28 protein-coding genes are annotated in these 25,442 nt (G+C 35.6%); 26 read left to right on the top strand and 2 right to left on the bottom strand.

Going from position 1 to position 25,442, the window contains the following annotated elements:
- The first annotated feature begins 122 nt into the window (after positions 1 to 122).
- The 22 genes from spoIVA to MKY81_RS16525 all read left to right on the top strand — a co-directional run bounded on the left by spoIVA (position 123) and on the right by MKY81_RS16525 (position 19,680).
- Complete coding sequence (gene spoIVA / locus MKY81_RS16630; protein ID WP_066228672.1) at positions 123 to 1,601, top strand: stage IV sporulation protein A; 1,479 nt, start codon at positions 123 to 125, stop codon at positions 1,599 to 1,601.
- A gap of 248 nt (positions 1,602 to 1,849) precedes the next feature.
- On the top strand, positions 1,850 to 2,122 hold the full coding sequence (locus MKY81_RS16625) for an HU family DNA-binding protein (RefSeq protein ID WP_066228667.1): 273 nt from the start codon (positions 1,850 to 1,852) through the stop codon (positions 2,120 to 2,122).
- A gap of 205 nt (positions 2,123 to 2,327) precedes the next feature.
- Entirely contained in the window at positions 2,328 to 2,894 is a 567-nt protein-coding gene (gene folE / locus MKY81_RS16620) for a GTP cyclohydrolase I FolE (RefSeq protein ID WP_066228664.1), read from the top strand.
- 117 nt (positions 2,895 to 3,011) lie between these two features.
- Entirely contained in the window at positions 3,012 to 3,797 is a 786-nt protein-coding gene (locus MKY81_RS16615; RefSeq protein ID WP_107920396.1) for a heptaprenyl diphosphate synthase component 1, read from the top strand.
- Positions 3,798 to 3,828: 31 nt separating this feature from the next.
- Positions 3,829 to 4,536, top strand: a complete 708-nt coding sequence (locus tag MKY81_RS16610; protein ID WP_066228658.1) for a demethylmenaquinone methyltransferase — start codon at positions 3,829 to 3,831, stop codon at positions 4,534 to 4,536.
- Between the two features lie 16 nt (positions 4,537 to 4,552).
- Complete coding sequence (hepT, locus tag MKY81_RS16605) at positions 4,553 to 5,515, top strand: heptaprenyl diphosphate synthase component II (RefSeq protein WP_066228655.1); 963 nt, start codon at positions 4,553 to 4,555, stop codon at positions 5,513 to 5,515.
- Positions 5,516 to 5,618: 103 nt separating this feature from the next.
- Positions 5,619 to 6,065, top strand: a complete 447-nt coding sequence (gene ndk / locus MKY81_RS16600) for a nucleoside-diphosphate kinase (RefSeq protein WP_066228652.1) — start codon at positions 5,619 to 5,621, stop codon at positions 6,063 to 6,065.
- 122 nt (positions 6,066 to 6,187) lie between these two features.
- Positions 6,188 to 6,961 carry a CheR family methyltransferase gene (locus tag MKY81_RS16595; RefSeq protein ID WP_341118368.1) on the top strand — a complete coding sequence of 258 codons (774 nt, stop codon included), beginning with the start codon at positions 6,188 to 6,190 and terminating at the stop codon, positions 6,959 to 6,961.
- A 155-nt stretch (positions 6,962 to 7,116) separates the two neighbouring features.
- Complete coding sequence (gene aroC / locus MKY81_RS16590) at positions 7,117 to 8,289, top strand: chorismate synthase (RefSeq protein WP_066228644.1); 1,173 nt, start codon at positions 7,117 to 7,119, stop codon at positions 8,287 to 8,289.
- The gene (gene aroB, locus MKY81_RS16585; RefSeq protein WP_341118367.1) at positions 8,290 to 9,348 is read left to right on the top strand and encodes a 3-dehydroquinate synthase; all 1,059 of its coding nucleotides are present in this window, start codon (positions 8,290 to 8,292) and stop codon (positions 9,346 to 9,348) included.
- A gap of 16 nt (positions 9,349 to 9,364) precedes the next feature.
- Complete coding sequence (gene aroH / locus MKY81_RS16580) at positions 9,365 to 9,733, top strand: chorismate mutase (protein WP_341118366.1); 369 nt, start codon at positions 9,365 to 9,367, stop codon at positions 9,731 to 9,733.
- Between the two features lie 9 nt (positions 9,734 to 9,742).
- A complete protein-coding gene (gene hisC, locus MKY81_RS16575; RefSeq protein ID WP_341118365.1) occupies positions 9,743 to 10,846 on the top strand; it encodes a histidinol-phosphate transaminase in 1,104 nt (367 codons plus the stop codon).
- Positions 10,847 to 10,880: 34 nt separating this feature from the next.
- Positions 10,881 to 11,984: a prephenate dehydrogenase gene (locus MKY81_RS16570; protein WP_341118364.1), complete on the top strand. Its 1,104-nt coding sequence runs from the start codon at positions 10,881 to 10,883 to the stop codon at positions 11,982 to 11,984.
- Positions 11,985 to 12,021: 37 nt separating this feature from the next.
- The gene (gene aroA, locus MKY81_RS16565) at positions 12,022 to 13,317 is read left to right on the top strand and encodes a 3-phosphoshikimate 1-carboxyvinyltransferase (protein WP_341118794.1); all 1,296 of its coding nucleotides are present in this window, start codon (positions 12,022 to 12,024) and stop codon (positions 13,315 to 13,317) included.
- A 78-nt stretch (positions 13,318 to 13,395) separates the two neighbouring features.
- Positions 13,396 to 14,283 (top strand): hypothetical protein, encoded by an 888-nt coding sequence (locus tag MKY81_RS16560; RefSeq protein WP_341118363.1) that lies wholly within the window; start codon positions 13,396 to 13,398, stop codon positions 14,281 to 14,283.
- A gap of 36 nt (positions 14,284 to 14,319) precedes the next feature.
- Entirely contained in the window at positions 14,320 to 15,582 is a 1,263-nt protein-coding gene (locus MKY81_RS16555) for a tetratricopeptide repeat protein (protein WP_108071390.1), read from the top strand.
- Between the two features lie 35 nt (positions 15,583 to 15,617).
- On the top strand, positions 15,618 to 16,157 hold the full coding sequence (locus MKY81_RS16550) for a ReoY family proteolytic degradation factor (protein WP_244913472.1): 540 nt from the start codon (positions 15,618 to 15,620) through the stop codon (positions 16,155 to 16,157).
- 187 nt (positions 16,158 to 16,344) lie between these two features.
- Positions 16,345 to 16,803 carry a YpiF family protein gene (locus MKY81_RS16545; RefSeq protein ID WP_108071394.1) on the top strand — a complete coding sequence of 153 codons (459 nt, stop codon included), beginning with the start codon at positions 16,345 to 16,347 and terminating at the stop codon, positions 16,801 to 16,803.
- Positions 16,804 to 16,958: 155 nt separating this feature from the next.
- Positions 16,959 to 17,468, top strand: coding sequence for a QcrA and Rieske domain-containing protein (locus tag MKY81_RS16540; RefSeq protein WP_108071396.1), 510 nt, complete (start codon positions 16,959 to 16,961; stop codon positions 17,466 to 17,468).
- 14 nt (positions 17,469 to 17,482) lie between these two features.
- Positions 17,483 to 18,157 (top strand): menaquinol-cytochrome c reductase cytochrome b subunit, encoded by a 675-nt coding sequence (gene qcrB / locus MKY81_RS16535; protein ID WP_058002373.1) that lies wholly within the window; start codon positions 17,483 to 17,485, stop codon positions 18,155 to 18,157.
- 57 nt (positions 18,158 to 18,214) lie between these two features.
- On the top strand, positions 18,215 to 18,988 hold the full coding sequence (locus tag MKY81_RS16530; RefSeq protein WP_066228611.1) for a menaquinol-cytochrome c reductase cytochrome b/c subunit: 774 nt from the start codon (positions 18,215 to 18,217) through the stop codon (positions 18,986 to 18,988).
- An 89-nt stretch (positions 18,989 to 19,077) separates the two neighbouring features.
- Positions 19,078 to 19,680 (top strand): DUF1405 domain-containing protein, encoded by a 603-nt coding sequence (locus MKY81_RS16525; protein WP_108071398.1) that lies wholly within the window; start codon positions 19,078 to 19,080, stop codon positions 19,678 to 19,680.
- A gap of 326 nt (positions 19,681 to 20,006) precedes the next feature.
- Here the strand turns inward: MKY81_RS16525 and MKY81_RS16520 are convergent, their stop codons facing one another.
- Positions 20,007 to 21,446 (bottom strand): DDE-type integrase/transposase/recombinase, encoded by a 1,440-nt coding sequence (locus tag MKY81_RS16520; RefSeq protein ID WP_066235067.1) that lies wholly within the window; start codon positions 21,444 to 21,446, stop codon positions 20,007 to 20,009.
- A gap of 165 nt (positions 21,447 to 21,611) precedes the next feature.
- Between MKY81_RS16520 and MKY81_RS16515 the strand changes: the two genes are divergently transcribed.
- Together MKY81_RS16515 and MKY81_RS16510 are read left to right on the top strand one after the other, a co-directional pair.
- Positions 21,612 to 22,397: a sporulation protein YpjB gene (locus MKY81_RS16515; RefSeq protein WP_108071400.1), complete on the top strand. Its 786-nt coding sequence runs from the start codon at positions 21,612 to 21,614 to the stop codon at positions 22,395 to 22,397.
- Positions 22,398 to 22,456: 59 nt separating this feature from the next.
- Positions 22,457 to 23,134: a zinc metallopeptidase gene (locus tag MKY81_RS16510; RefSeq protein WP_108071402.1), complete on the top strand. Its 678-nt coding sequence runs from the start codon at positions 22,457 to 22,459 to the stop codon at positions 23,132 to 23,134.
- Between the two features lie 25 nt (positions 23,135 to 23,159).
- On the opposite strand, the gene MKY81_RS16505 is transcribed toward MKY81_RS16510, so the two are convergent.
- Positions 23,160 to 24,032 (bottom strand): YitT family protein, encoded by an 873-nt coding sequence (locus MKY81_RS16505; RefSeq protein WP_108071404.1) that lies wholly within the window; start codon positions 24,030 to 24,032, stop codon positions 23,160 to 23,162.
- A gap of 225 nt (positions 24,033 to 24,257) precedes the next feature.
- Here MKY81_RS16505 and MKY81_RS16500 point away from each other — a divergent pair, with 225 nt between their 5' ends.
- Positions 24,258 to 24,608 carry a nucleotide pyrophosphohydrolase gene (locus MKY81_RS16500; protein ID WP_445663932.1) on the top strand — a complete coding sequence of 117 codons (351 nt, stop codon included), beginning with the start codon at positions 24,258 to 24,260 and terminating at the stop codon, positions 24,606 to 24,608.
- A 26-nt stretch (positions 24,609 to 24,634) separates the two neighbouring features.
- Positions 24,635 to 25,438, top strand: a complete 804-nt coding sequence (gene dapB, locus MKY81_RS16495; protein ID WP_341118362.1) for a 4-hydroxy-tetrahydrodipicolinate reductase — start codon at positions 24,635 to 24,637, stop codon at positions 25,436 to 25,438.
- Positions 25,439 to 25,442: the final 4 nt, after the last annotated feature.

The raw sequence follows: 25,442 nt of genomic DNA, 5'->3' as shown, positions 1-25,442 counted from the left end.
ATAGAAAAAAGATGATTATTCATCATTTTATTGTCATAAGAGAATAGGACAACATCATACACATATAGTGTCCAAATCATTTTAAAGATGTACCCGGTAACTTAATGTGGGGAGGGAATCTCTTGGAAAAGGTTGATATTTTTAAAGATATCGCTGAGAGAACAGGCGGCGACATTTATTTAGGCGTAGTTGGAGCAGTACGTACAGGAAAGTCTACATTTATAAAGAAATTTATGGAATTAGTGGTGTTACCGAATATTGCGAGTGAAGCAGATAGAAATCGCGCACAAGATGAATTACCCCAAAGTGCTGCTGGAAGAACCATTATGACAACAGAACCGAAGTTTGTCCCAAACCAAGCTGCTTCTGTCCATGTCGATGACGGTTTGGATGTAAATATTCGTCTTGTTGATTGTGTTGGTTACACTGTACCAGGTGCAAAAGGATATGAGGACGAGAACGGCCCTCGAATGATTCATACGCCATGGTATGAAGAACCAATTTCTTTTCATGAGGCTGCAGAAATTGGAACAAGAAAAGTTATTCAGGAGCATTCGGTAATCGGGGTTGTGATTACTACTGATGGATCAATTGGCGAAATTCCTAGGCATGATTATGTTGAAGCCGAAGAAAGGGTCATTGCGGAATTAAAAGAGGTTGGAAAGCCATTTATTATGGTTGTCAATTCAGCTCGGCCCCATCATCCTGAAACGGAGTCATTACGTAGTTCACTTGCTGAAAAATACGATATTCCTGTTTTAGCAATGTCAGTTGAAAGTATGCGTGAAGGCGATGTATTAAATGTACTTCGTGAAGCGCTTTATGAATTCCCGGTACTTGAAGTAAATGTAAATCTACCAAGTTGGGTAATGGTTTTAACAGAGAATCATTGGCTCCGGGAAAACTATCAAGAAGCGGTAAAAGAAACAGTTAAAGATATTAAAAGGCTAAGAGACGTAGATCGAGTCGTCAAACAATTTAGTGAATACGAATTTATTCATGACGCCGGTCTGGCCGGAATTGAGATGGGGCATGGGGTCGCTGAAATTGATCTTTATGCACCTGATGAATTATATGATCAAGTATTAAAAGAAATTGTTGGTGTTGAAATTCGCGGAAAAGATCATTTACTCGAATTAATGCAGGATTTTTCACATGCAAAAAGAGAATATGACCAAATATCCGATGCATTGAAAATGGTTAAACAAACAGGTTATGGAATTGCTTCTCCAACATTAGGAGATATGAGTTTGGATGAACCGGAAATTATCCGTCAAGGTTCAAGATTCGGTGTAAGATTAAAGGCGGTTGCTCCTTCCATCCACATGATTAAAGTAGATGTGGAATCAGAATTTTCTCCAATTATTGGGACAGAAAAACAAAGTGAAGAACTTGTACGTTATTTAATGCAAGACTTTGAAGATAATCCGCTTTCAATCTGGAATTCCGATATATTTGGCCGTAATTTAAGTTCAATTGTACGTGAAGGAATTCAGGCTAAACTATCGCTTATGCCGGAGAATGCACGATATAAGCTTAAAGAAACATTAGAAAGAATAATTAATGAGGGGTCAGGCGGATTGATCGCCATTATCCTTTAATAGCAAAATGTCAGGCAAAATGCCTGGCATTTTGTCGTTTTTAAGAAAAGTTTCCCATTATTTCACGATTTATTCTTGCTAACGTGATTTTATTGTGATAATCTTTTATCAGAATTGTTGTTGATGCTATTTCAGCAACATTCTTAAGGTTTTTAACGGTTTACATGTATATAAACCGGATAAAATGTTTACTAATGTAAATAAACAAAAACAAAATGTTTTTAATATTTCGGGAGGAGGTGAACGGCATGAACAAAACAGAATTAATCAATGCTGTTGCTGAAAGCACAGAACTTTCCAAAAAAGATGCAACTAAAGCGGTTGATGCGATTTTTGAATCAATTCAAAATGCATTAGCAAATGGTGATAAAGTCCAATTAATTGGATTTGGTAACTTTGAAGTACGTGAACGTGCTGCTCGTAAAGGACGTAATCCACAAACTGGTGAAGAAATTGAAATTGCTGCTAGCAAGGTTCCTGCATTCAAACCAGGTAAAGCGCTTAAAGATGCTGTGAAATAATAAGTACATACGTTTCGCTTTGAGCGTGAAAGAAAGGGCTGATTTTATTAGCCCTTTTTTTCTATTTATAGGGAAGGTTTATCAAAGCCATTTTTAAAGAATTTTAGTATGCTTTATGTTTTACTATTTGTATTTTGCTGTGTCCTTTCCTGTATGCTAATATTAAGAAGTTATGATGCACGATTTACAATGCAGGAGGTACAACATGGGAGAGATCAATCGCGAACAAATTGAAGAAGCAATACGGCTGATTATAGAAGCAGTAGGAGAAGATCCCAATAGAGAAGGGCTACTAGACACACCTAAACGTGTTGCAAATATGTATGAAGAAATTTTTAGTGGTATTAATCAAGATCCGAAGGAGTTATTTGAGCTTGTTTTTAGTGAAAATTATGAGGAACTTGTTTTAGTTAAGGACATCCCATTTTATTCAATTTGTGAACATCATCTCATCCCTTTTTTTGGAAAGGCCCATATTGCTTATTTACCACGAAACGGAAAAGTTACTGGTCTTAGTAGGCTTGCCCGCGCAATCGAAACAGTTGCAAAACGCCCACAATTACAAGAACGTATTACCTCTACTGTAGCAGATGCTATTAATGAAAAACTAGATCCACATGGTGTAATGGTTGTTATAGAGGCGGAGCATATGTGCATGACGATGAGAGGTGTGAAAAAACCAGGTTCAAAAACGATAACAACAGCAGTTCGTGGTTCTTTTGAAACTGATCAATGCGCACGCTCAGAAATTTTGACATTAATTAAATCTTAATTAGTCAAATCTCACAGAAAATAAACTTTATATGTTATAATAAATTTTATGTGAATCGTAGTAGAAAAATAAATTTAACATTGTCAGAAATTGAGGAAGAAATGGGGATTAAGGGAAATGAACTTGCAAGAAAGGATGCAACAAGTTGCTTCAATCAAAGAAAATATTCAACAAAAAATATCACAAAATTATTTAATGCAGTACATAGATAAACCGTATATTGATGAGGATCGTATCATGATTCTTATTGAAAGCTTATCTGCACTGAACTTGCCTGCTGCAAGCATTGAGCGCTATGTAACAACTGCTATGCTCATCCAAATTGCCCTTGATACCCATGATAAAGTTAATAACGCTAACGAGCCGTTAAAAAAACAGCAACTAACAGTCCTTGCAGGGGATTATTATAGCGGATTATATTATAAACTATTAGCAGAAGTAGAAAATGTCCCACTAATAAGTTCTTTGGCTAGTGGCATTAAGCTTGTTAATGAATATAAAATAATCTTGTATCGAATAGAAGACATTAACCTAAAAGACTATATTCATACATTAAAGAAAACTGAATCTACAATTGTGTCTAAGTTTATCCACTTTTTTGGATTTAATCATTTGTCACTACTTAGTGAAGAAATATTGTTATTAAATAAACTATTAAGGGAAAAAGAAAAAGCATTAGAAGGCGGATCCTCTTACTTTTTTGAAGCGTTAAAAAAGTTTATCTTCCCTACGAATCAAGATTCTTTTCATCAGCTTTCAAATGAAAATAAGAATGTATTAATTCAGACTTGTCAAAAATACATAAAGCAAACAAAAGATGCTATTTTGAATGCGAAGGAACAGGTAAAACTTAATGAACTAATGGATCAGAGGATAAATATACTCCTTAATCAGGAAAGCTAAATGAAACTATTTTTGGAAGAGGGAGAGTCAGGTGCAATCAAAAGAAGAACGTGTACATCATGTATTTGAGTCCATCTACGGTAATTATGATAAAATGAATTCTGTCATTAGTTTTCAACAACATCTTAAATGGCGAAAAGATACAATGAATAAAATGGCTGTTGGAAAAGGAAAAACAGCATTAGATGTTTGTTGCGGTACAGGAGATTGGACGATTGCATTAGCAGATGCAGTAGGGCCAGAGGGAAAAGTTATTGGATTAGATTTTAGTAAAAATATGCTTAAAATTGCAGAGGAAAAAGTTCAAACATTAGGCTTAAAACAAGTGGAAATCATTCATGGTAATGCGATGGAGCTGCCATTTGAAGACGATACATTTGATTATGTAACTATTGGTTTTGGTTTAAGAAATGTACCTGATTATTTACACGTACTAAAGGAAATGTACCGTGTCCTTAAACCTGGCGGATTAGCCGTATGCCTAGAAACTTCTCATCCTACGTTATTAGGTTATCGTCAACTGTTTAATTTCTATTTTCGTTTTATTATGCCTATTATGGGTAAGCTATTTGCCAAAAGTTATAAGGAATATTCTTGGTTGCAAGAATCTGCAAGGGATTTTCCAGGAATGAAAGAGCTTGCGATTTTGTTTGAGCATGCTGGATTTAACAACATTCAATATAAGTCATATAGTGGAGGTGCGGCAGCATCGCATATAGGCTATAAAGAGAAAAGATAAGCTGGGTGGAAATAATATGAAATTACAAAGATTGTATTCGTTTTTAAAAACGGATATCGATATTATTGAAAAAGAACTTATCACTGCGATACAATCTGAATCGGCTTTATTACAAAATGCTTCTTTGAATTTGATTCAAGCTGGTGGAAAAAGAATTCGCCCTATTTTTGTTCTACTATCAGCTAAATTTGGAAACTATGATATTGAAATGATTAAAAATGTTGCAGTTTCATTAGAACTTATTCATATGGCTTCACTAGTGCATGATGATGTAATTGATGATGCAGAATTACGTCGGGGGAAGCCAACTGTAAAAGCTACATGGGATAACCGTACCGCAATGTACGCAGGTGATTATATTTTAGCTTGTTCCCTTGAGTATATGACAAAGATTAATAACCCAGCAGCCCATCGAATTTTGGCAGATACAATGGTAGAAGTATGTATTGGGGAAATTAAACAAATACAAGATAAATATCGTTTTAATCAAAATCTAAGAGATTATCTTCGTCGAATTAAGAGGAAGACGGCAATCTTGATTGCTGCTAGTTGCCAATTAGGAGCCGTTGCCGCTGGTACTGATGAAGAATTACATAAAAAATTATATATGTTCGGCTATTATGTCGGTATGTCTTATCAAATCACTGATGATATATTAGATTTTACTGCATCGGAAAAAGAACTTGGAAAGCCGGCCGGTGGTGATTTACTTCAGGGGAATATTACTTTGCCTGTTTTGTACGCAATGCAAAATCGTGATGTTGCAGTAATGATTGAGAAAGTGAATGAAAGTACAACTAAAGATGAGATGAAATATCTCATTTCTATGATCAAAAAAACAGGTGCGATCGAAAAGTCATATGAAATGAGTCAAAGGTATTTAAAGAAAGCAATGTCTATATTGGAAAAGCTTCCTAATAATCGTTTTAGAAAATCTCTTTTTGATGTTGCCAATTTTATAGGGAAACGAAAGTACTAGAACGAATAATTGAAGCGTTTTCTTATTGCTAAAACTCGTAAATAATGGTACTATTTTCGAGGATACATAAGTCCAGTCGAGATACAGCGTAGGAGGCATAATGATGGAAAAGACTTTTTTAATGGTAAAACCTGATGGAGTGCAAAGAGAATTAATCGGTGAAATCGTTTCCCGTTTCGAGAAAAAGGGATTTCATCTTGTTGGTGCAAAATTGATGAGCGTTTCAAAAGAATTAGCTGAACAACATTATGGTGAACATAAAGAGCGCCCTTTCTTCGGTGAGCTAGTCGACTTCATTACTTCAAGTCCGGTATTTGCAATGGTTTGGCAAGGAGAAAATGTCATTGCAACTGCACGTCAAATGATGGGTTCTACAAATCCTAAAGATGCTGCTCCGGGAACAATTCGTGGTGACTTTGGAGTAACGGTAGGCAAAAACATCATTCATGGATCAGATTCACCTGAAAGTGCGGAAAGAGAAATTGGTCTTTTCTTTAAAGAAGAAGAACTCGTTGAATATACAAAATTAATAAATAACTGGATTTATTAATTTGAAAAGATCGGCATTAATTGCCGATCTTTTTTTATAGCAATGAAAATAAAAAAATATCCACTTTAATATAAAATTCATTATACTTAAGTAAAGATGACTTTTTCATGGGAGATTAGACAATGAGTATTGATTACAAAGAATTTATCAGCCAAGTAAAAAGAAAAACAAATATTGATTTGTCTTTATATAAAGAGGCACAAATGAAAAGACGGTTAACATCATTGTATGAAAAAAAAGGATATACCTCATTTCAAGAATACTTTCAATCTATGAATGCTAATTCTGACATTTTACATGAATTTCTAGACAGAATGACGATAAACGTTTCCGAATTTTATCGTAACAAACAAAGGTGGGACGTTTTGGAAAATAAAATATTCCCACGTTTATTAGCTGAGAGGAAGTCATTAAAAATATGGTCCGCCGCTTCGTCAACCGGTGAGGAACCTTATACAATAGCAATGGTATTATCTAAATATATACCTTTATCTAGCATCTCTATATTGGCTACTGATTTAGATAGTAACGCAATTGAAAAAGCGAAAATCGGAATATACCCGGAAAGATCGTTAAATGAAGTTCCCGTTGAAATGAAGAAAAAATACTTTACACTAGAAGGCACGTATTATCGTGTTTCGGATAAAATCAAAAAAACCGTGACTTTTAAACAACATAATTTACTTGCTGACTCCTTCGAATCAAATTTTGATTTAATCGTATGCAGAAATGTTTTAATTTATTTTACGGAAGAGGCAAAAGATCTTCTTTATCATAAATTTAATTCTGCACTTCGAACGGGGGGAACTTTATTTGTAGGAAGTACTGAACAAATCTTTAATCCGCAATCATATAATTTTACGATTGAAGACACATTTTTTTATAAGAAAATATAAGTGACGCTACGATCGATACGATGAATAGATAAATACGATGTGTGTTTCGTATCTTTGCTATTTTCGCAAAGATTCAAAATTTTTTAGTTTATCTATATTGGAAGTTATGATATAGTGTTACATAAATCCTTTAAAGTGCTAAAAGGAGGAACATTATGAGGTATTTAACAGCAGGTGAATCTCATGGCCCGCAACTTACAACAATTATTGAAGGATTGCCGGCAGGTATGCCGCTAACGGCAGAAGATATTAACTATGAACTTGCCCGAAGACAAAAAGGTCATGGACGGGGAAGAAGAATGCAAATTGAAACAGACCAGGCCAATATCGTAAGTGGTGTCCGACATGGGGTTACTTTAGGTTCTCCGGTAACGCTTGCCGTCGAGAACAATGATTGGAAGCATTGGACAAAGATTATGGGTATACCCCCATTAGAGGATGGACAAGCGGAAGAAATTAAAAGAAAAGTAACACGTCCAAGACCAGGGCATGCTGATTTAGTTGGTGGAATAAAATACGGTCATCGTGATATGCGAAATGTCCTTGAACGGTCATCTGCAAGGGAAACGACAGTAAGAGTTGCTGCCGGTGCGGTTGCTAAAAAGCTTTTATCTTTATTAGGTATTGAAGTAGCCGGACATGTTCTAGAGATAGGTGGAATTCGTGCGAATCCAGCCGAATATACTTCTTTACAAGAATTAAAGGAAAAAACCGAAAATTCGCCAGTTCGTTGTTTTGACGAAACGGCTGAAGCTAAAATGATGGAAGCGATTGACCAAGCTAAAAAGGATGGTGATTCCATCGGCGGTATCGTGGAAGTTATCGTTGAAGGAGTGCCTTCTGGATTAGGTAGTTATGTCCATTATGACCGTAAACTTGATGCGAAAATTGCAAGTGCCATCATTAGTATTAATGCATTTAAAGGCGTAGAATTTGGCCTAGGATTTGAAATGGCAAGAAAACCGGGCAGCCAAGTACATGATGAGATCATATGGAATAAAGAAACAGGTTATAAAAGAAAAACAAACCGACTAGGTGGATTTGAAGGTGGCATGACGACCGGTATGCCTATAGTTGTTCGAGGTGTCATGAAACCAATTCCTACTTTATATAAACCTTTGCAAAGTGTGGATATTGATACGAAGGAGCCATTTACGGCTAGTATTGAACGTTCTGATAGTTGTGCAGTTCCCGCTGCTAGTGTTGTAGCTGAAGCAGTTGTTGCTTGGGAAGTAGCTGATGCAATAGTTAACCAATACTATAGTGATCGTTTTAGTACACTAAAAGAACTAGTAGAGCAAGAAAAAGCGAACGGCAGGAAGTTTTAAATGGAAAAAGTAGCTATTCATACAGCATCAAAAAACTACCCTGTTTACATTGGTTCTGATATTATGCATCTTTTATCCAGTTGCCTAGAAGAATATACTAAAATCATGTTAATTACGGATGAAACAGTAAGTAAGTTGCATTTAGGGACACTAATTGAACAGCTTCCTAATCTGATTGTTTATACAACTCCTAGCGGTGAGAAAGCAAAAACATTTAAAATTTATGAAGACTGTCTTTCCTTTGCATTAAAAAACGGTCTTGATCGAAAATCCGTTATTCTTGCTTTCGGTGGAGGAGCAGTTGGAGACCTTGCTGGTTTTGTAGCTGCTACATATATGCGCGGGATTCCGTTTATACAAATTCCAACGACCATTTTAGCTCATGATAGCGCCGTTGGTGGAAAAGTGGCAATTAATCATCCACTCGGTAAAAACATGGTTGGAGCTTTTTATCAACCTGAGATGGTGATTTATGATACGAATTTTTTACATAGTTTGCCGGAAAGACAAGTTAGAAGCGGCTTTGCTGAAGTGATTAAACATGGTTTAATTGCAGATCCGGATTTTTTGCAAGAGTTAATGGAGAATTTGTCCTCTTTAAATCACTTAGACAATATTCAACTGGCTAAATACTTGAAAAAGGGAATTGAGATTAAATCATCGTATGTAAGCAAAGACGAAAAGGAAACAGGGATTCGGGCATATTTGAATTTTGGGCATACATTAGGACATGCGATAGAAGCAAAAGCCGGTTTTGGCGAGCTTACACATGGGGAATCAGTTATGTGCGGAATGGTTTATGCGTTAATACTGAGTAAACAACTTTTAGGATTAACCTTTGATATTCAGTCTTTTATTAACTGGATAGAAAAATTAGATTATAAATGGCGAATCCCCTCTTCTATGGAATTTAACACTTTATATGAATTAATGAAAAGGGATAAAAAGTCTACATCAGGAAAGCCTGCCTTCGTCCTTCTAGAAGAAATTGGTAAACCGACTATGTTTGAAGTAGAAAAAAGCCTTTTGGAGGATACCTTTTATAAATTATCCGAGTAACAAGAGGGGGAATAGCATGATTCGCGGGGTTAGAGGAGCAACGACTGTTTCTGAAAATAAGGAAAAGGAAATAATTGAAGCCACTGAAACATTAGTGCAAGAAATGATAGAACAAAATAATTTAGAAGCAACGAATGTTGCTTCTGTTTTCATATCAGTAACCGATGATATTGATGCTACTTTTCCGGCAAAAGCATTACGTAGATTCCCTTCTTGGATATATGTACCAGTAATGTGTATGAAGGAAATCAATGTAGATGGGGGTTTACCACTTTGTATTCGCATTATGATGCACATAAACACTGAAAGAAAACAGCACGAGATTAACCATGTATATTTAAAAAATACAAAGATTTTACGACCGGATCTCCAAAAAAATAGGTAGGTGGATATAATGAAATGGAAAAATCAAATAGTTAATTTACATGCTTATCAGCCAGGTAAATCCATTGACGAAGTGAAAAAAATGTATAATCTTAAAGAAATATTTAAATTGGCTTCTAATGAAAACCCTTATGGATTTTCCGAAAAAGTAAAAAAAGTTCTGGAAGAGGATGCAACATCAATGTTTTCCTATTATCCTGATGGATACGCTACTAATCTTCGCGAAGAAGCTGCCAAATTTCTTGGTGTTAAACCTACCCAGCTAATCTTCTCAAATGGCACAGATGAATTATTACAAATCATTTCAAAGGCCCTTCTTGAGCCGGGAAAAAATACAGTCATGGCATGTCCAACTTTTTCGCAATATAAACATAATGCAATAATGGAAGGTGCGGAAGTACGGGAAATTCCGTTAGTTGATGGCAACCATGATCTTGATAATATGCTAAAAGCATTGGATCACCAAACAGCTATCGTATGGTTATGCAGTCCCAATAATCCTACAGGTACGTATATCACTAATGATAAATTGATGAATTTTCTCCAACAAGTACCAAAGGATATATTAATTGTTTTAGATGAAGCGTATTATGAATATGTTGACGCTGATGATTATTATGATGCATTATCGCTTATTGATAAATATCCGAATTTAATTGTAACGAGAACATTTTCTAAAATCTATGGACTTGCAAGTTTTCGAGTGGGCTATGGGATAGCTTCCGAAGAAATTATCAGTGCGTTAGAACCTGTTCGGCAACCATTCAATACGAATGTCCTTGCTCAAAAGGTAGCGTCGGAGGCATTAAAGGATCAAGAGTTTGTTTCTCAATGCGCAGCATTAAATAAAAAAGAATTGGAACGTTTTTATGACTTTTGTCAAAAACATAATTTACATTACTATCAATCTCAAGGCAATTTTATTTTAATCGATTTTCAATGTGATGGCGATGATGTTTTTACATTTTTACTATCAAAAGGGTACATTGTCCGTTCGGGGAAACAATTAGGATTTCCTACATCCATTCGGGTAACGATCGGTACGAGTGAACAAAATAGCGGTGTCATCCACGCGATGAAGGCATTTCTTGAAAAACAGGCGATTAAAAACTGAAAATATTTAATATAACATCCAGGGGGAGACGTTTTTGCAAGGAAATATTTTGATTATAGGTTTAGGGTTAATAGGAGGATCTATTGCATTATCGATTAAAAAATCGTATCCTGATATGAAAATTATCGGATATGATGTGGATCATAACACTACACATCAAGCGAAAATTTTAAAAGTTATTGATCATGAAGAAAATAATTTACAACATGGTGCGGAAAATGCGGATTTTATTGTTATATCAATCCCAGTTGTGGAAACAGAAAAAATGATTGAACGATTATCACATTTTCAATTAAAAGAAAATGTAATTGTAACCGATACAGCAAGCACGAAGAAATCTATAATTAATAAAGCATCTATCCTAACGGAAAAAGGAATTTGCTTCATTGGCGGTCATCCAATGGCGGGTTCCCATAAAAGTGGTGTTACAGCTGCGAGAGAACATTTATTTGAAAATGCTTTTTATATTTTATCTTCTGTATCAAAAGTATCGAATGGAAGAATAAATGAGTTAAAACAATTACTTAAAGGAACAAATGCAAAATTTTTGGAATTGTCAGCTGATGAACATGATGAAATGACGGGAATTTTAAGTCACTTTCCGCATATAATTGCTGCCTCACTCGTTGGCCAAGCTCGTTCGTATCAAGATAAATATCCTTTGTTATCAAGACTGGCAGCAGGTGGATTTCGCGACATTACAAGAATTGCTTCATCAAATCCAAGCATGTGGTCGGATATTACAATTAGAAATAAACAGGTAATATTAGGATTATTAAATGAGTGGAATCAAGATATGGAAAATATTCGCGGTATGATTGAACAAGAAGATTACGACAGGATTTTTCAGTTTTTTATTCAGGCGAAAACTTATCGAGACGAATTACCGGTTCACACGAAAGGTGCTATACATTCATTTTATGATTTATACGTGGATGTACCTGACTATCCGGGTGTAATTTCTGAAATAACAGGATATTTAGCAGAAGAAAGCATTAGCATTACAAATGTTCGAATTTTGGAAACGCGTGAAGATATTTATGGTGTTCTGCGAATCAGTTTTCAAAATGCTGAAGACCGTGAAAACGCAAAAAAATGTTTGGAAAACCGGACTTCCTATGAATTATTTATCCAATAGACTGAAAAAGATTGAAATAAAGGTGATGAAAAATGAAATGAGTGTAACTGAGCTTCATCCAGTAAATAAAGGACTAAAAGGAACAATTAAAGTTCCGGGAGATAAATCGATCTCACACCGGGCTATTATGTTTGGTGCAGTCGCAAATGGAGTCACTATCGTTCGTAACTTTTTACAAGGAGCGGACTGTCGAAGTACAATCGAATGCTTTCGAAAATTAGGTGTAAAAATAGAGGAATCAATCGATGAGATTAGAATATATGGAATAGGATTCGATGGTTTATTAGAGCCTGTCGACATATTGGATGTGGGTAATTCAGGCACTACTACACGCCTTATTCTTGGTTTATTAGCGGGAAGACCATTCCATACAGTTATTATTGGCGATGAGTCGATAGCGAAAAGACCTATGCATCGAGTAACACAACCCCTCCAAGAAATGGGAGCAATTATTCAAGGACGTAATCAAGGTAATTACACTCCTTTATCGATTGTTGGAGGCCAATTAAAGCCAATACAATACGAGATGCCTGTAGCTAGCGCCCAAGTAAAATCAGCATTATTGCTAGCGGCATTACAAATTGATGGTGAAACGACAATTATTGAACCAGTTTCTACGCGAGATCACACAGAGAGAATGATTAAACAATTCGGCGGCAAAATAAAATTAGAGCAACATACGATTAAAATAACAGGGAAACAGGAGCTCCATGGGGCGAAAATAGATGTTCCCGGAGATATATCTTCTGCTGCGTTTTTTATGGTAGCTGCGGCCTTAATCAATAATAGTGAGGTAGTATTGGAAAATGTAGGACTAAATCCAACAAGGATTGGTATTATTGAAGTTTTAAAAGAAATGGGTGGAGACATTCATATTGAAGAAAATTGCGACCAAACGTATGAACCTGTAGGAAACATCATGGTTAAAACATCAAATTTAAAAGGAATAGAGATTGGCGGGGACTTAATTCCGCGTTTAATAGACGAATTGCCAATTATTGCTCTTCTTGCGACTCAGGCTGAAGGAACTACGATTATTAAAAATGCTGAAGAATTAAAAGTAAAAGAAACGAATCGTATTGATACTGTTGTAAAAGAGTTGAAAACTTTAGGAGCAGATATTGAAGCAACAAACGATGGAATGATAATTAAGGGCAGAGTCCAGCTAAACGGTGGACATGTTCATAGCCATGGCGACCATCGAATAGGAATGATGTTGGGCATTGCTTCATTAATTTCAAAAGACACAGTCCATCTTGAAGGCACGGACGCAATAAACGTTTCCTATCCGACATTTTTTGAAGATTTACATCAACTGCTAGCAACTAAGTAATTATAGTTAATTTCAATGTCATTTTCCCCTCTTTTGGTGCATAGCTTGTCTATATACCATTTCGATGGAGGGGAAATCATGTATATTATTGATAGGGCAAATGTTTATTCCGAAGAGCAAGAATGTATAAAAAATATCTCCTTTTATATTAAAAATAATGCAGTTCAATCGATTAAACCTGCAAACGTTAAAACGCCAATTTTGAAAATGGATGTTTCATCTTTTATTATGACTCCAACTCATGTCATGCTTGATTCCCATCTCCCCAGTGAAAACTTTCAGTTATTAAAACAATACTCCAAAAGACATTATTTATTAAAGGGGTGTCACACAATCATTACTCCCTTTTCTATTCACTACGAATATCAATTTGATCGAGAGCTTCACAAAAAGAGAGTATCACTGTTAAACAGTCCTGTTGATTATGTTTTAGCATTAAGGCTTCCAATAAAAATACTCTCCCCAAGTCTAATACGCAAATGTAAAAAGGAGAAAATAGCAATAATCTTTGTGGAACTGGATGATGAATCTTTAATATCTCAAATGCCTTGGGGGTGGATCCGAGAAGCGATGTTTCCGTATAATCCAATTTTAATTCCAGCAGGATTGCCAAATAAAGACACGAAACGGAAAACCATTATAAAAAAATGGAATGAAGTATTGGATGAGGCAAAAATCCCTAGATTATTTGATGAAATTCAAGAAAAAACGCCAATATCTGTGAAAAATTTGAAGAAATTTGGTCTATATCCGAAAAGAGGAGATTTGCATATTGGTGGAGAAATAAACTATAATCTATATTTTAAAAACAAGATAGTTGCTGAACAAAAAGGGATTCATTATGATTATGATAGATTAGCTATAATGGTACACAAAGGCCGGGTGGTCACATCTGAAAACGCAGTTGCGTTCCGTCCGGGTTGTGGGGAAGAAATAATTATAAATAGAACTTCTCTTTTTGTATAAATATATTATTGGCTTTAGAAAGGGATCAATATTTTTATGAAAAATATTCAGCAAATCATACAGTTTTTAGAAAAAGGTGAACTAGAAAGAGCGAAAGAGAGTATTTCAAAGGTAAAATCATCCGGAAGCCACGAAGACATTTTTTTACTTGCAGAAGAATTATTACAATTAGGCTTTTTAAACGAGGCAAAAGATTTATATGAATATTTATTGGCGTTATATCCGAATGAAGGAGAATTAAAAGTAACATTGGCTGAAATATTAATTGAAATGGATAATGAAGAAGAAGCGATCTCTTATCTAGATTCAGTCAATGAGACGGATCCTGATTTTCCAAGATCATTATTAATTTTAGCTGACCTTTATCAAATGCAAGGTTTAACAGAAGTAAGTGAATATAAATTGTTGCAAGCGAAGGAAATATTGCCTAACGAGCCTATAGTTGATTTTGCCTTAGCAGAGCTATATGCTTCTCTAGGGAGAAATATTGAAGCAATTAAGTTTTATGAAGAACTAATTGTATCCGGAAATGATACATTCGTTGGAGTAAATGTACACAGTCGTATCGGAGAGGCGCTAAGTGCAGCTGGAAAATTTGAAGAGGCACTTCCGTACTTTGAGCAAGGTTTAGAAGAAAATAATGATATTAATACATTATTTGGCTATGCATTTACGGCTTATCAAGCAGGTTTTTACAAGAAGGGTATCGAATTATTTAATAAGCTGAAGGCGATAGACCCTGAATACCATTCACTTTACTTATATTTAGCTAAGTGCTATGAAAGTGAGGAAGAGCTTCCAAACTCCTTGCAAGCGGTTAAGGAAGGAATAGCTGTTGATGAGTATAATAAAGAGCTATTTCAATTTGGGGGTAAACTCGCTTTAAAAATGGGTAAAGAGGAATTAGCTGAAACTTATTTTCGGAACGCGTTAGCATTAGACCCAGGGTATATTGATGCAGCATTAACTTTAAACAAGTTATTCCTACATCAGAACAGGTATGAGGACGTGATAGACCTTACTTTACAAATGGATAAAGAGGGGGACATGGATCCGCAATTACACTGGGACGTTGCCATTTCATTTCAAAATCTCGAGAAATTTCACGATGCATTAAACCACTACCAGCAAGCATATAATGATTTAAAAAATAATCCGGAGTTTTTAGCGGATTATGGATATTTTTTGATTGAAGATGGAAAGCGAGTGGAAGCAATATCTATTTTTCGATCGCTCGTTCATGAAGATCCATTAAATGAAGAATGGACCTCACTTTTGGAACGATTAGAAAACAATTAAAAAGCATAAATCATTATGCAGAGGAGGGATTTTCATTGGCTGCCACCCCTGTATCTGTCAACGAGAAGAAGGATTTTATACGTTGGTTTTTAAACCATTATCAACTAAAGAGAAGAGAATCAGTTTGGATTTTGAACTATCTTATGAGCCATGACCAGCTGATGGAGAAAGTCCATTTTGTTGACGAAGCTCAGTTTTGTCCCCGTGGATTGATTATGTCGACACATTGTGTGGAGAGTGTACCGTTCCGTTTTTATAAGGAAAATATTATGACAACGGATGCAGAAAAATCATTCCATGATATTCGCTTAAATAGAGAAGAGGATATTTATATACAACTCAATTTCAAAGCTGCCAATATTTCTTATCAATATGCAGCAGTACTAGAAGAAAACCCATTTATGCCAAATTTGTTACACATTAATGATGAGGATCGAGTCATTGCTGAGAAGTTTTTACAACAAAGTATTGTAAGTTTTCAAAAAGAAAAATTACTCAGTCAAATTGATGAAGCTTTAGATAATCATGATATAAGCGCCTTCCGAAAATTAACAGAGCAGTTAAAACAACTTTAGCAGTCAAGTTCTTTCCCCTCTTGCATGTGCAAGAGGAGTTTTTATTTATCTCAAAAGACTTTATTTAAATTAATTGTGATACATATTATCTTTAATTATAATGGTAATGCATAGATGGGGAAAAGTACTGTAAGTTTTTTGCATGTTTTGGAAAAGAAAACGAAATAATAAACATAGGAGTGTTTATATGCTTTGGAATAGTAAAGATGTGGAAGTATATTTAAAAGAACAACAATTTATTGATACAGCGGTGGTACCGCTATTGCCTATTTCATTTGGTCATGAAATGAAACAAGCTGCGTCCCAAGGAGAATTTATCGATTTATTATCCTTGCATCTCGAAAGACAATTTAAAGGAAGAATGCTTCTATTTCCCGCATTTACTTATTTATCAACTCTTGAAAAAGAACAACAAATGAACATGCTTCAAAATTGGGAGGTGAAATTAAAAGAAACCGGATTTTCACATATCTTTTATTTAACATCTGATAGTTCTTGGAGCAATCAAGAAAAAATCAAAGATATTATATGGTTACCATCTGTCCCGCTTGAACACATGGATGAACAATATAAACATTCCATTATGGAGGACCAAGTAAAGCAATTAATAAATATTATTGTTCAAAAATGGCAAACTATAAAATAATTCGATTATTCGTCACATTGTTGACATGTTTTTGAATGACTATCATATTGACCTTGGTAGGAGATTGGTATATCATGGTTATGTCCTAGTTTGTATTTGTGCGATTATAATTTTTTGTCCATTGGACTTACCTTACTGTTAGAGGGGGGAAAAGGATGAGCAAGAATCCTGTAACAAGACGTCAATTTCTTAGCTACACACTTACGGGTGTAGGTGGGTTTATGGCAGCCGGAATTTTAATGCCAATGGTTCGTTTTGCCGTGGATCCTGTATTACAGCATAGAGGTGCTGGGGAATTTCATGCAACGAGCAAAAAAGTAGCTGACTTGACAAATGAGCCTACACGTGTCGAATTTAAATACGAACAAGTCGATGCATGGTACAAGTCAAATGTTACTCAAACCGCATGGGTGTATAAAGATGAAAAAGGAGAAATTATAGCCCTTTCACCTGTTTGTAAACACTTAGGTTGTAACGTTACTTGGGGAGAAAACAAACAACACCCAAACCAATTCTATTGTCCTTGTCATGGTGGACGCTACGAACTTAACGGCAAAAACGTACCTGGTACACCACCATCGAAGCCATTGGATGCATATCCAACGAAAGTTAAAGATGGTTTCTTGTATTTAGGTAAACCGAAAGAAAATCCATTTGTGAAGTAAAGGAGGCGTAATCATTGCTTAATAAAATCTATGATTGGGTTGATGAGCGCTTAGATATTACGCCTTTATGGCGAGATATCGCTGATCATGAAGTACCGGAACATGTAAACCCTGCACACCATTTTTCTGCGTTTGTTTACTGTTTTGGTGGTTTAACCTTTTTCATTACGGTTATCCAAATCTTATCTGGTATGTTTTTAACAATGTACTATGTACCGGATATCAAAAATGCTTGGGAATCCGTTTACTATCTTCAAAACGAAGTAGCATTCGGACAGATTGTTCGCGGTATGCACCATTGGGGAGCAAGTTTAGTAATTGTTATGATTTTCTTACATACACTACGTGTTTTCTTCCAAGGGGCATATAAAAAACCACGTGAATTAAACTGGATTGTCGGAGTACTTATTTTATTTGTTATGCTTGGACTTGGTTTAACAGGTTATTTATTACCTTGGGATATGAAAGCATTATTTGCTACAAAAGTTACATTGCAAATAGCAGACTCGGTACCGTTAATAGGACCGTATGCGAAAGAATTGCTTTCGGGACATCCTGATATTGTTGGTGCACAAACATTGACTCGTTTCTTTGCGATCCATGTATTCTTCTTACCGGCAGTGTTATTAGGATTAATGGCAGCCCATTTCTTAATGATTCGTAAACAAGGTATTTCGGGTCCACTATAAAATTTAATTGGAACACTATTTGTTTAATGACTTTTTATGAAGAAGGAGGGGGACTTAATGCATCGTGGAAAAGGGATGAAGTTTGTAGGGGATTCACGTATCCTTGACCCTTCAGTACGAAAACCGATGGGCCCTAAGGATTACTCAGAATATCCCGGTAAAACAGAAGCATTTTGGCCGAACTTTCTATTGAAAGAATGGATGGTTGGTGCAGTATTTCTAGTCGGTTTTTTATGTTTAACTGCAGCGCATCCAGCACCACTTGAGCGTATAGCTGATCCAGCAGATGCAGGATATATTCCAATGCCTGACTGGTATTTCTTATTCCTTTATCAAATGTTGAAATATTCTTATGCATCAGGACCATATAATATCATTGGATTAATTATTCCGGGTATTGCATTTGTTGGTTTGCTTTTAGCTCCTTTCATTGATCGTGGTCCACAACGACGTCCATTAAAACGTCCATTTGCAACAGGATTCATGCTATTATCAGTTGCGGCTGTCTTCTATTTGACTTGGGAAGCTGCAGCACATCATGACTGGAAAAAAGCTGCTGAGCAAGGTAAAATTGTTGCAAAAGTGGATATTGATAAAGAAGATCCAGGATATAAAGTTTTCTCAAAACAATCTTGTATTCAATGTCATGGAGAAAACCTTACAGGTGGACCTGCTGCACCTAGTTTAATTGGCACTGGTCTAAGCGCTAAAGAAGTAGCTGACATTGCACAGCATGGTACAAAAAGCGGTAAAATGCCTGCGAACCAATTTAAAGGTTCTCCTGATGATTTGAAAAAATTATCCGAGTTTATCGCTGGGCTAAAAAAATAATTAAGCATTGGAAAAGCTGGCAAACATGCCAGCTTTTCTTTCAATATAAATTTATTGAAAAGTAAAAAAATAGAAAGAGAGGGGAGTAAATGAGGTATCTCTTTCCGATTTTAGCGAATCGAACAGTTGTCTGGATATTGTTTATCGTAAATTTAATAGGGACTATTTATGGATATATATGGTATAAACCGCAATTTGAGGTAACGCCAACCAAATTTCTGCCCTTTGTCCCGGATAGCCCTACAGCAAGTTTGTTTTTCACTATTGTTTTGTTTGCATTCTTAATCAAAAAAAATTGGCCCTATATCGAAGCCTTAGCAATTGTTACGTTATTTAAATATGGGGTTTGGGCGGTTGTAATGAACATCTTAACACTGAAATTTACGGGATATCTGCCGTGGCAGGGATATATGCTGATTATTTCACATGGTTCGATGGCAATAGAAGGCATTTTATATTCTCCTTTTTATCGAATTAAGCTAAAGCATATTGTGGTTGCTGCAATATGGACATTACATAATGATATAATTGACTATGTATTTATGCAATTTCCTAAGTATGGTGCATTAGATGTGTATGCCCGTGAAATAGGATATTTTACATTTTGGTTGAGCATTCTATCATTAGGTCTTGCATATTATTTTTCAGTTAGAAAAAATAGTCTTAAATTGACAATGTGGCATAACCGTTAAGCATATACATATTTTATTTTTGGTCTACACTTGTCCTCTTTTACATACACTTTACTAGTAGTTGGTAGTGTCAAAAGTTCTATGAAAACTCAATAGACACTCAGTTCTCTTTACAGTTATTGGTGGAACGGCCCCGCAATCGCTCTTGACAAACACGCCAATGGTTTGAATTCAGGATAACAAGGGCGAAGGGGACAAAAAGAAGGCATGCCAAATAAGCCCTTGGTTTTTACAATTTTAAACCATTGGCAAGTTCGGTTTGTCAAGAGTTCGCTCCGCCGATTGCTGAATAGCTCAAAAGCTTAAGGGCTCTGCTAAACAAAAAGTTAGGCAGACCTTTGTTCAAAAATCCACTGTTGGGCTAGTCCAATAAGCTTTGTCCATCGAGCTGGCATTGTTGGCAACCCTGATATCTCTGGATTAACAACAGGCACTTTACCTTCTAGGGATGCATGAGGACGTAGAAAGTTAAAATAAGCCACAAACAGGGTGACATAAGAAACAGATCCTTGTTCGGATCCAAAGCCATGCGTAGAGCGATAATTGCCCTTGAAAGTTCGGTTCAGTCTCTCGATGATTTGTTTCAGAGGCCTATATTCAGCCGAAACCGGGTCCTCATTCGTCAATCCGATGACTTGTTTCACATCAAAGCGAATTCCATGCTGGGCGAAAAAGTGTTGAGCCAGAAGGTAAATTGGATTTCCATCGACTACGAAGGTAAGATTCTCCGGGATCTCTTTCATCTTCACTAACACTTTATCAATGGCTCGAATGGCTGATGCTGTATCCCGATTAGGAGACACAGGATAGGAAAGAATAATCTTTTTTACCGCATCAAAAAAGAAAAATAAGTAGTGCCATTTTCCGTTCACTTTGATGTAAGTTTCATCTCCGGAGAATTGATCGGAAAGCTCGTACGGATAATGATCCACATAAGACTTAAGCAAAAGTGCCACACTGTTTTCGTAATTCAATATCGTTTGATGAGAAATCGCTACACCGTGGATATCTTGCATAATGGCTGCTGTCCTACGGGCCGAAAGTCCATAGTTTATGTGATAGGTCAAAATCAAACCCAATGTATGTGGTGAAGCATAGATCTTGGACAAATCAACCCTTGGAAGTTCAGGTGATTGTTTAGACAAAGGTAAAAAGTCTATATGAAACTGACGAAAAATATATCTTACTTTAAATGCTTGAGGATCTTTTTCAAATCGTTTCTTCTCTTTGGGAGACATCGCTTGCAGCTTCTTTTGATAATAGGAACAGTCATTATTTTTACACTTGAAAACGGAGAAATCTTTCCGTTCCTTGATCTTCTCAAGAGTTCTGGCACAGTGAGGGCATTTTAAAATAGCCTCTTTGGAAAAACGATTCTTATCACTGAATAGACAAGAACATACCTTACATTGAAACTGACCTTTATCTCCATTGTTGGCATAAAGAAAGTCCGAAGGAGCACCACACTGTGGACAGTTCAATGATTTAGGTACTGATACTTTTGAATTAGCACGCCTTTGAACCGGTTTGAGAGGTTTCCCGTGCTGCTCATAGAACTCTTGTAAAAGAATTTTATAGTCAAGCTGTTCAATCGTTTCAATAATCGGAAGATCATCTACCTGAAGCTTTCGATAAGGCATATTAACGGGCTCTTCCGTTGGTTTCTCAAACATATTTTCACCTACAAGAAGAGTCAATAAATAACGAATAATATGTTCTTGATACTTGATAAATTCGAGTAAATAGGTTAATAATTGAGGATACAACTTGTCACTTCCTGTTCTAAGGTATTGTGTGTGTGGTAACCTCAATTATCCTTAGGTTTCAGGGGGTGGCAAGTTTTTTGCTTGTGAAGCTCTTTAAATCAAGGAATTATTAACTTTTTACTATAGATGTTTTGACAATACGTAGTAGTTAGAGGAGGGACAAGAATGAAAGTGAGATTAATTATCCTTCTAGTGACGATGTCATTTTTTTTAGCAAATAACGTATTTGCCTCTTCCGCTGTCGTTATTGAAAAAATGGACAGGTCTGCAGATGAAGCATTACAATTGACCAAATTCGGGCAGTATGAAGGAGCGGAACGTATTCTTAAGCAACTTTCAAATGATATTGTAGAAGCCGCCGGTTTAAATCAATACTTTTCTATGGATGAAATAAGGATTCTTGAAGACTCTCTTAAAGAAGCATTATTTGCCGTCAATAATGTAAAGCTTTCACCTGAAGAAAAAATAAATAGAGTAACAACATTCCGTTTAGTTGTTGATGCGATGAATTCTCGTTATCAACCACTATGGACAGAATTACAAGATCCAATAATGACGGCATTTTCTCAAGTAAAGGAAGCAGCAAAAGAAAACAACTACGACAGCTTCCGAACCAAGTTGAATTCATTTTTAACTAAATATTCACTCATTCAGCCCAGTTTAAAAATAGATTTGTCAGTGGATAAAATTCAAAAATTAGAAGCAAAAATTACATTTATTGATAAATATAGTTCAAAACTTTTAACTGATACGAGCGGGATTGTCCAATTAACAAAATTAGAGGCTGACCTTCAAAATATGTTCGAAAATGCAGATAAGGATGAAACGGATCCGTCATTATGGTGGGTGATTATTACAACAGGAAGTATCATAATTCTTACACTTTCTTACACTGGATGGAGAAAATATAAAGGTGAAAACAAAAGAAAACAGAAAGAGCATAATGATTGACCCTTTGATACGAATCTAATAAAATAATACTAAGAAATATTATCTACATGGAGGATAAAATGGAGTTCATCATTTACTACATCATTATTGCGCTCATTCCCATTTGGGCACAAATGAAAGTGAAAAGTACATTTAACAAATTTGCTAAAGTTCCAACTACAGCAGGTATGAATGGTGCGGAAGTTGCAAGAAGAATTTTAGACGAAAACGGATTGTATAATGTAAAAGTAGTAGAACACAGTGGCTTTTTAAGCGATCACTATAATCCAATGACGAAAACCGTTCATTTATCTTCGTCTAATTACCATGGACAATCGGTTGCAGGTGCGGCTGTTGCAGCACATGAGGTGGGCCATGCCATTCAGGATAAAGACGGTTATGGACCTTTAAGATTTCGTCATTCGTTAGTACCCCTCGCAAATATTGGGTCTAATGCATCGTGGATTTTTATCATTATTGGAATGCTTTCACGTATACCTAATATGTTATTAATCGGAATCGTTTTAATGGGACTAGGAGTTCTTTTTCAACTAGTTACACTGCCGGTCGAATTCAATGCATCATCTAGAGCGTTGGATCAAATTGTTGGTCTCGGTATTATTAATAACAGTGAAGAACGAAATGCACGGAAAGTATTAAACGCCGCTGCATTGACTTATGTTGCAGCAGCAGCTGTTGCGGTTATTGAAATGCTTCGTATGATTCTTATTTTCACAAATATTTCAAGAGACGAGTAAAAGGAAGGGTTTCATCCCTTCCTTTTTATATTTCAATTGGTTTTTTATTTTCGTCTAGTGTAAATCCTTCCCCAAGCACATCGTGTACGATAGACACGGATACAAATGCATGTGGATCAATTGAATTAATCAAGCCTTTTAAACGGACAATTTCATTTTTTCCAACAACACAGTAAAGGACATCTTTATCCTCTTTTGTATAGGACCCATGACCTCTTAATACGGTCACACCTCTGTCCATATCTTTCATAATAAGGCTAGCGATTTCATCGTGCTTCGGTGAAATAATTAATGCTCCTCTTGCGGAATAGGCTCCTTCTTGCATAAAGTCAATAACCCTCGCGCCAACAAAGACGGCAACTAATGTATACATGGCTTCACGATAATCTAAATACGTAATAAGTGATAATGTAATAACACATGCATCAAAGATAAACATCGTTCTTCCCATTGCTAGTCCTTTATATTTGAAGACGAGTCGGGCGATAATATCTACACCACCAGTTGTTCCTCCGTATCTAAAGATAATTCCTAAACCAATACCTATAAAAATACCTGCAAACAGCGCTGCAAGAAACATATCATGCTCAAGTGGTATAGTAAAATGTTTCCTTTGGAAAACCCATAAAAACAATGATGTTGCAATCGTTCCGATAATCGTATAAATAAATGCTCTTTTTCCAAGTAACCTCCATCCAATAAAAAAAATAGGGATGTTTAATATTAAATTGGAATACGAAGGATCTATTTTAAAAAGGGAATAGAGAAGTAATGTAATTCCTGTAAAACCGCCCTCAGCTAAATTATTTTGCATATTAAAATGTACGATTCCAAATGCAAAAATTGCAGAACCTAATAAAATAAACAATATATTTTTTGCTTTTATACCAATTCGCATATCTGCATCCTCCTGTTCGTTTGTGTATAGAATATCCAATTGATGGACTTTAAGTCGATATAAGAAAATAAATCCAATTTAGCACAACGGTCTTATTATATAAAACAGATGAAAAACTAGCAATGGTTGGTTATTATTTAACTAATAGAAAAATGAGATTGCATGCAATTATCAAAAATATATTCTGAACAAAAATATTTGTAAATAAATGCAGATTTAGCTAACATGAAATATACGAGTGAGGTGTTAATAGTGAACGATAAAACAATTAAAGTCATGCAACAAGAAGTAGATAAATATATTAGCCAATTTAAAGAAGGATATTTTAGTCCTCTTGCGATGGTTGCTCGTTTAACAGAGGAGCTAGGTGAATTGGCGCGAGAAATTAATCACTACTATGGAGAAAAACCAAAGAAAGAATCAGAAGATGAAAAAACAATTGAGGAAGAATTAGGTGACTTACAGTTTGTTATTATGTGTCTAGCTAATTCATTAAATATTGATTTGGAAGATGCACATAATCGGGTTATGCATAAATTCAACACCCGAGATAAAGATCGTTGGACGAAAAAATAAATAATCAAAAAGTGAGGAGAACATAAATGAGTAAGATTCGTGTCATCATTGCTGGACCGCGAGGAAAAATGGGCAAAGCAGCAGTAAAAATGGTTCATCTAAATGAAAAGTTTGAATTAGTAAGTGTTTTGGATCATAAGTATGATGGTCAAATGCTTAATGAAATAGATGGTTTTGATAAATATAAAGATATTCCTATTTTCACTAATATAGAAGAGTGCCTTCAAAAGTCAAACGCTGACGTATTAGTTGATTTAACCACGCCTGAATTCGGATACTTACATACAAAAACATCGCTTCAATATGGAGTAAGACCTGTTGTCGGGACAACAGGATTTACATTAGCACAACTCGATGAAATTAAACAACTGGCCGAAGAGAAAGAGATTGGCTGTATCATAGCTCCCAACTTTGCAATTGGAGCTGTGTTAATGATGAAGTTTTCTCAAATGGCAGCCAGATACTTTAACGATATAGAAATTATCGAACTGCACCATGATCAAAAATTAGATGCTCCTTCAGGCACAGCCGTAAAAACAGCAGAAATGATTTCTGAAGTACGGAAGAAAAAAGAACAAGGACATCCAAATGAAAAAGAAACGATTAATGGTGCTAGAGGGGCAAATATTGATGGCATGCATATACATAGTGTCCGTTTACCTGGTCTTATCGCTCACCAGCAAGTAATGTTTGGGTCCGAAGGTGAATCACTAACAATACGCCATGATTCATATAATCGTGATTCGTTTATGTCAGGTGTTAAATTATCGATTGAAACGGTTATGAATGCAAGTACATTAATTTACGGATTAGAAAACATTATCGAATAATCAT

This window comes from Heyndrickxia sp. FSL W8-0423 (assembly GCF_038009395.1).
Taxonomy (GTDB): Bacteria; Bacillota; Bacilli; order Bacillales; family Bacillaceae_C; genus Heyndrickxia; species Heyndrickxia sporothermodurans.
Note: the sequence above shows the minus strand (reverse complement) of the source record. Positions and strands in the feature narration are given on the sequence as shown.

Coding starts and splice junctions, on each gene's coding strand:
- MKY81_RS16625 (WP_066228667.1), top strand. CDS start 1,850: ATGAACAAAACAGAATTAATCAATGCTGTTGCTGAAAGCACAGAACTT.
- folE (WP_066228664.1), top strand. CDS start 2,328: ATGGGAGAGATCAATCGCGAACAAATTGAAGAAGCAATACGGCTGATT.
- MKY81_RS16615 (WP_107920396.1), top strand. CDS start 3,012: ATGAACTTGCAAGAAAGGATGCAACAAGTTGCTTCAATCAAAGAAAAT.
- hepT (WP_066228655.1), top strand. CDS start 4,553: ATGAAATTACAAAGATTGTATTCGTTTTTAAAAACGGATATCGATATT.
- ndk (WP_066228652.1), top strand. CDS start 5,619: ATGGAAAAGACTTTTTTAATGGTAAAACCTGATGGAGTGCAAAGAGAA.
- MKY81_RS16595 (WP_341118368.1), top strand. CDS start 6,188: ATGAGTATTGATTACAAAGAATTTATCAGCCAAGTAAAAAGAAAAACA.
- aroC (WP_066228644.1), top strand. CDS start 7,117: ATGAGGTATTTAACAGCAGGTGAATCTCATGGCCCGCAACTTACAACA.
- aroB (WP_341118367.1), top strand. CDS start 8,290: ATGGAAAAAGTAGCTATTCATACAGCATCAAAAAACTACCCTGTTTAC.
- aroH (WP_341118366.1), top strand. CDS start 9,365: ATGATTCGCGGGGTTAGAGGAGCAACGACTGTTTCTGAAAATAAGGAA.
- hisC (WP_341118365.1), top strand. CDS start 9,743: ATGAAATGGAAAAATCAAATAGTTAATTTACATGCTTATCAGCCAGGT.
- aroA (WP_341118794.1), top strand. CDS start 12,022: ATGAGTGTAACTGAGCTTCATCCAGTAAATAAAGGACTAAAAGGAACA.
- MKY81_RS16560 (WP_341118363.1), top strand. CDS start 13,396: ATGTATATTATTGATAGGGCAAATGTTTATTCCGAAGAGCAAGAATGT.
- MKY81_RS16555 (WP_108071390.1), top strand. CDS start 14,320: ATGAAAAATATTCAGCAAATCATACAGTTTTTAGAAAAAGGTGAACTA.
- MKY81_RS16545 (WP_108071394.1), top strand. CDS start 16,345: ATGCTTTGGAATAGTAAAGATGTGGAAGTATATTTAAAAGAACAACAA.
- MKY81_RS16540 (WP_108071396.1), top strand. CDS start 16,959: ATGAGCAAGAATCCTGTAACAAGACGTCAATTTCTTAGCTACACACTT.
- MKY81_RS16530 (WP_066228611.1), top strand. CDS start 18,215: ATGCATCGTGGAAAAGGGATGAAGTTTGTAGGGGATTCACGTATCCTT.
- MKY81_RS16525 (WP_108071398.1), top strand. CDS start 19,078: ATGAGGTATCTCTTTCCGATTTTAGCGAATCGAACAGTTGTCTGGATA.
- MKY81_RS16515 (WP_108071400.1), top strand. CDS start 21,612: ATGAAAGTGAGATTAATTATCCTTCTAGTGACGATGTCATTTTTTTTA.
- MKY81_RS16510 (WP_108071402.1), top strand. CDS start 22,457: ATGGAGTTCATCATTTACTACATCATTATTGCGCTCATTCCCATTTGG.
- MKY81_RS16505 (WP_108071404.1), bottom strand. CDS start 24,032: ATGCGAATTGGTATAAAAGCAAAAAATATATTGTTTATTTTATTAGGT.
- MKY81_RS16500 (WP_445663932.1), top strand. CDS start 24,258: ATGAAATATACGAGTGAGGTGTTAATAGTGAACGATAAAACAATTAAA.
- dapB (WP_341118362.1), top strand. CDS start 24,635: ATGAGTAAGATTCGTGTCATCATTGCTGGACCGCGAGGAAAAATGGGC.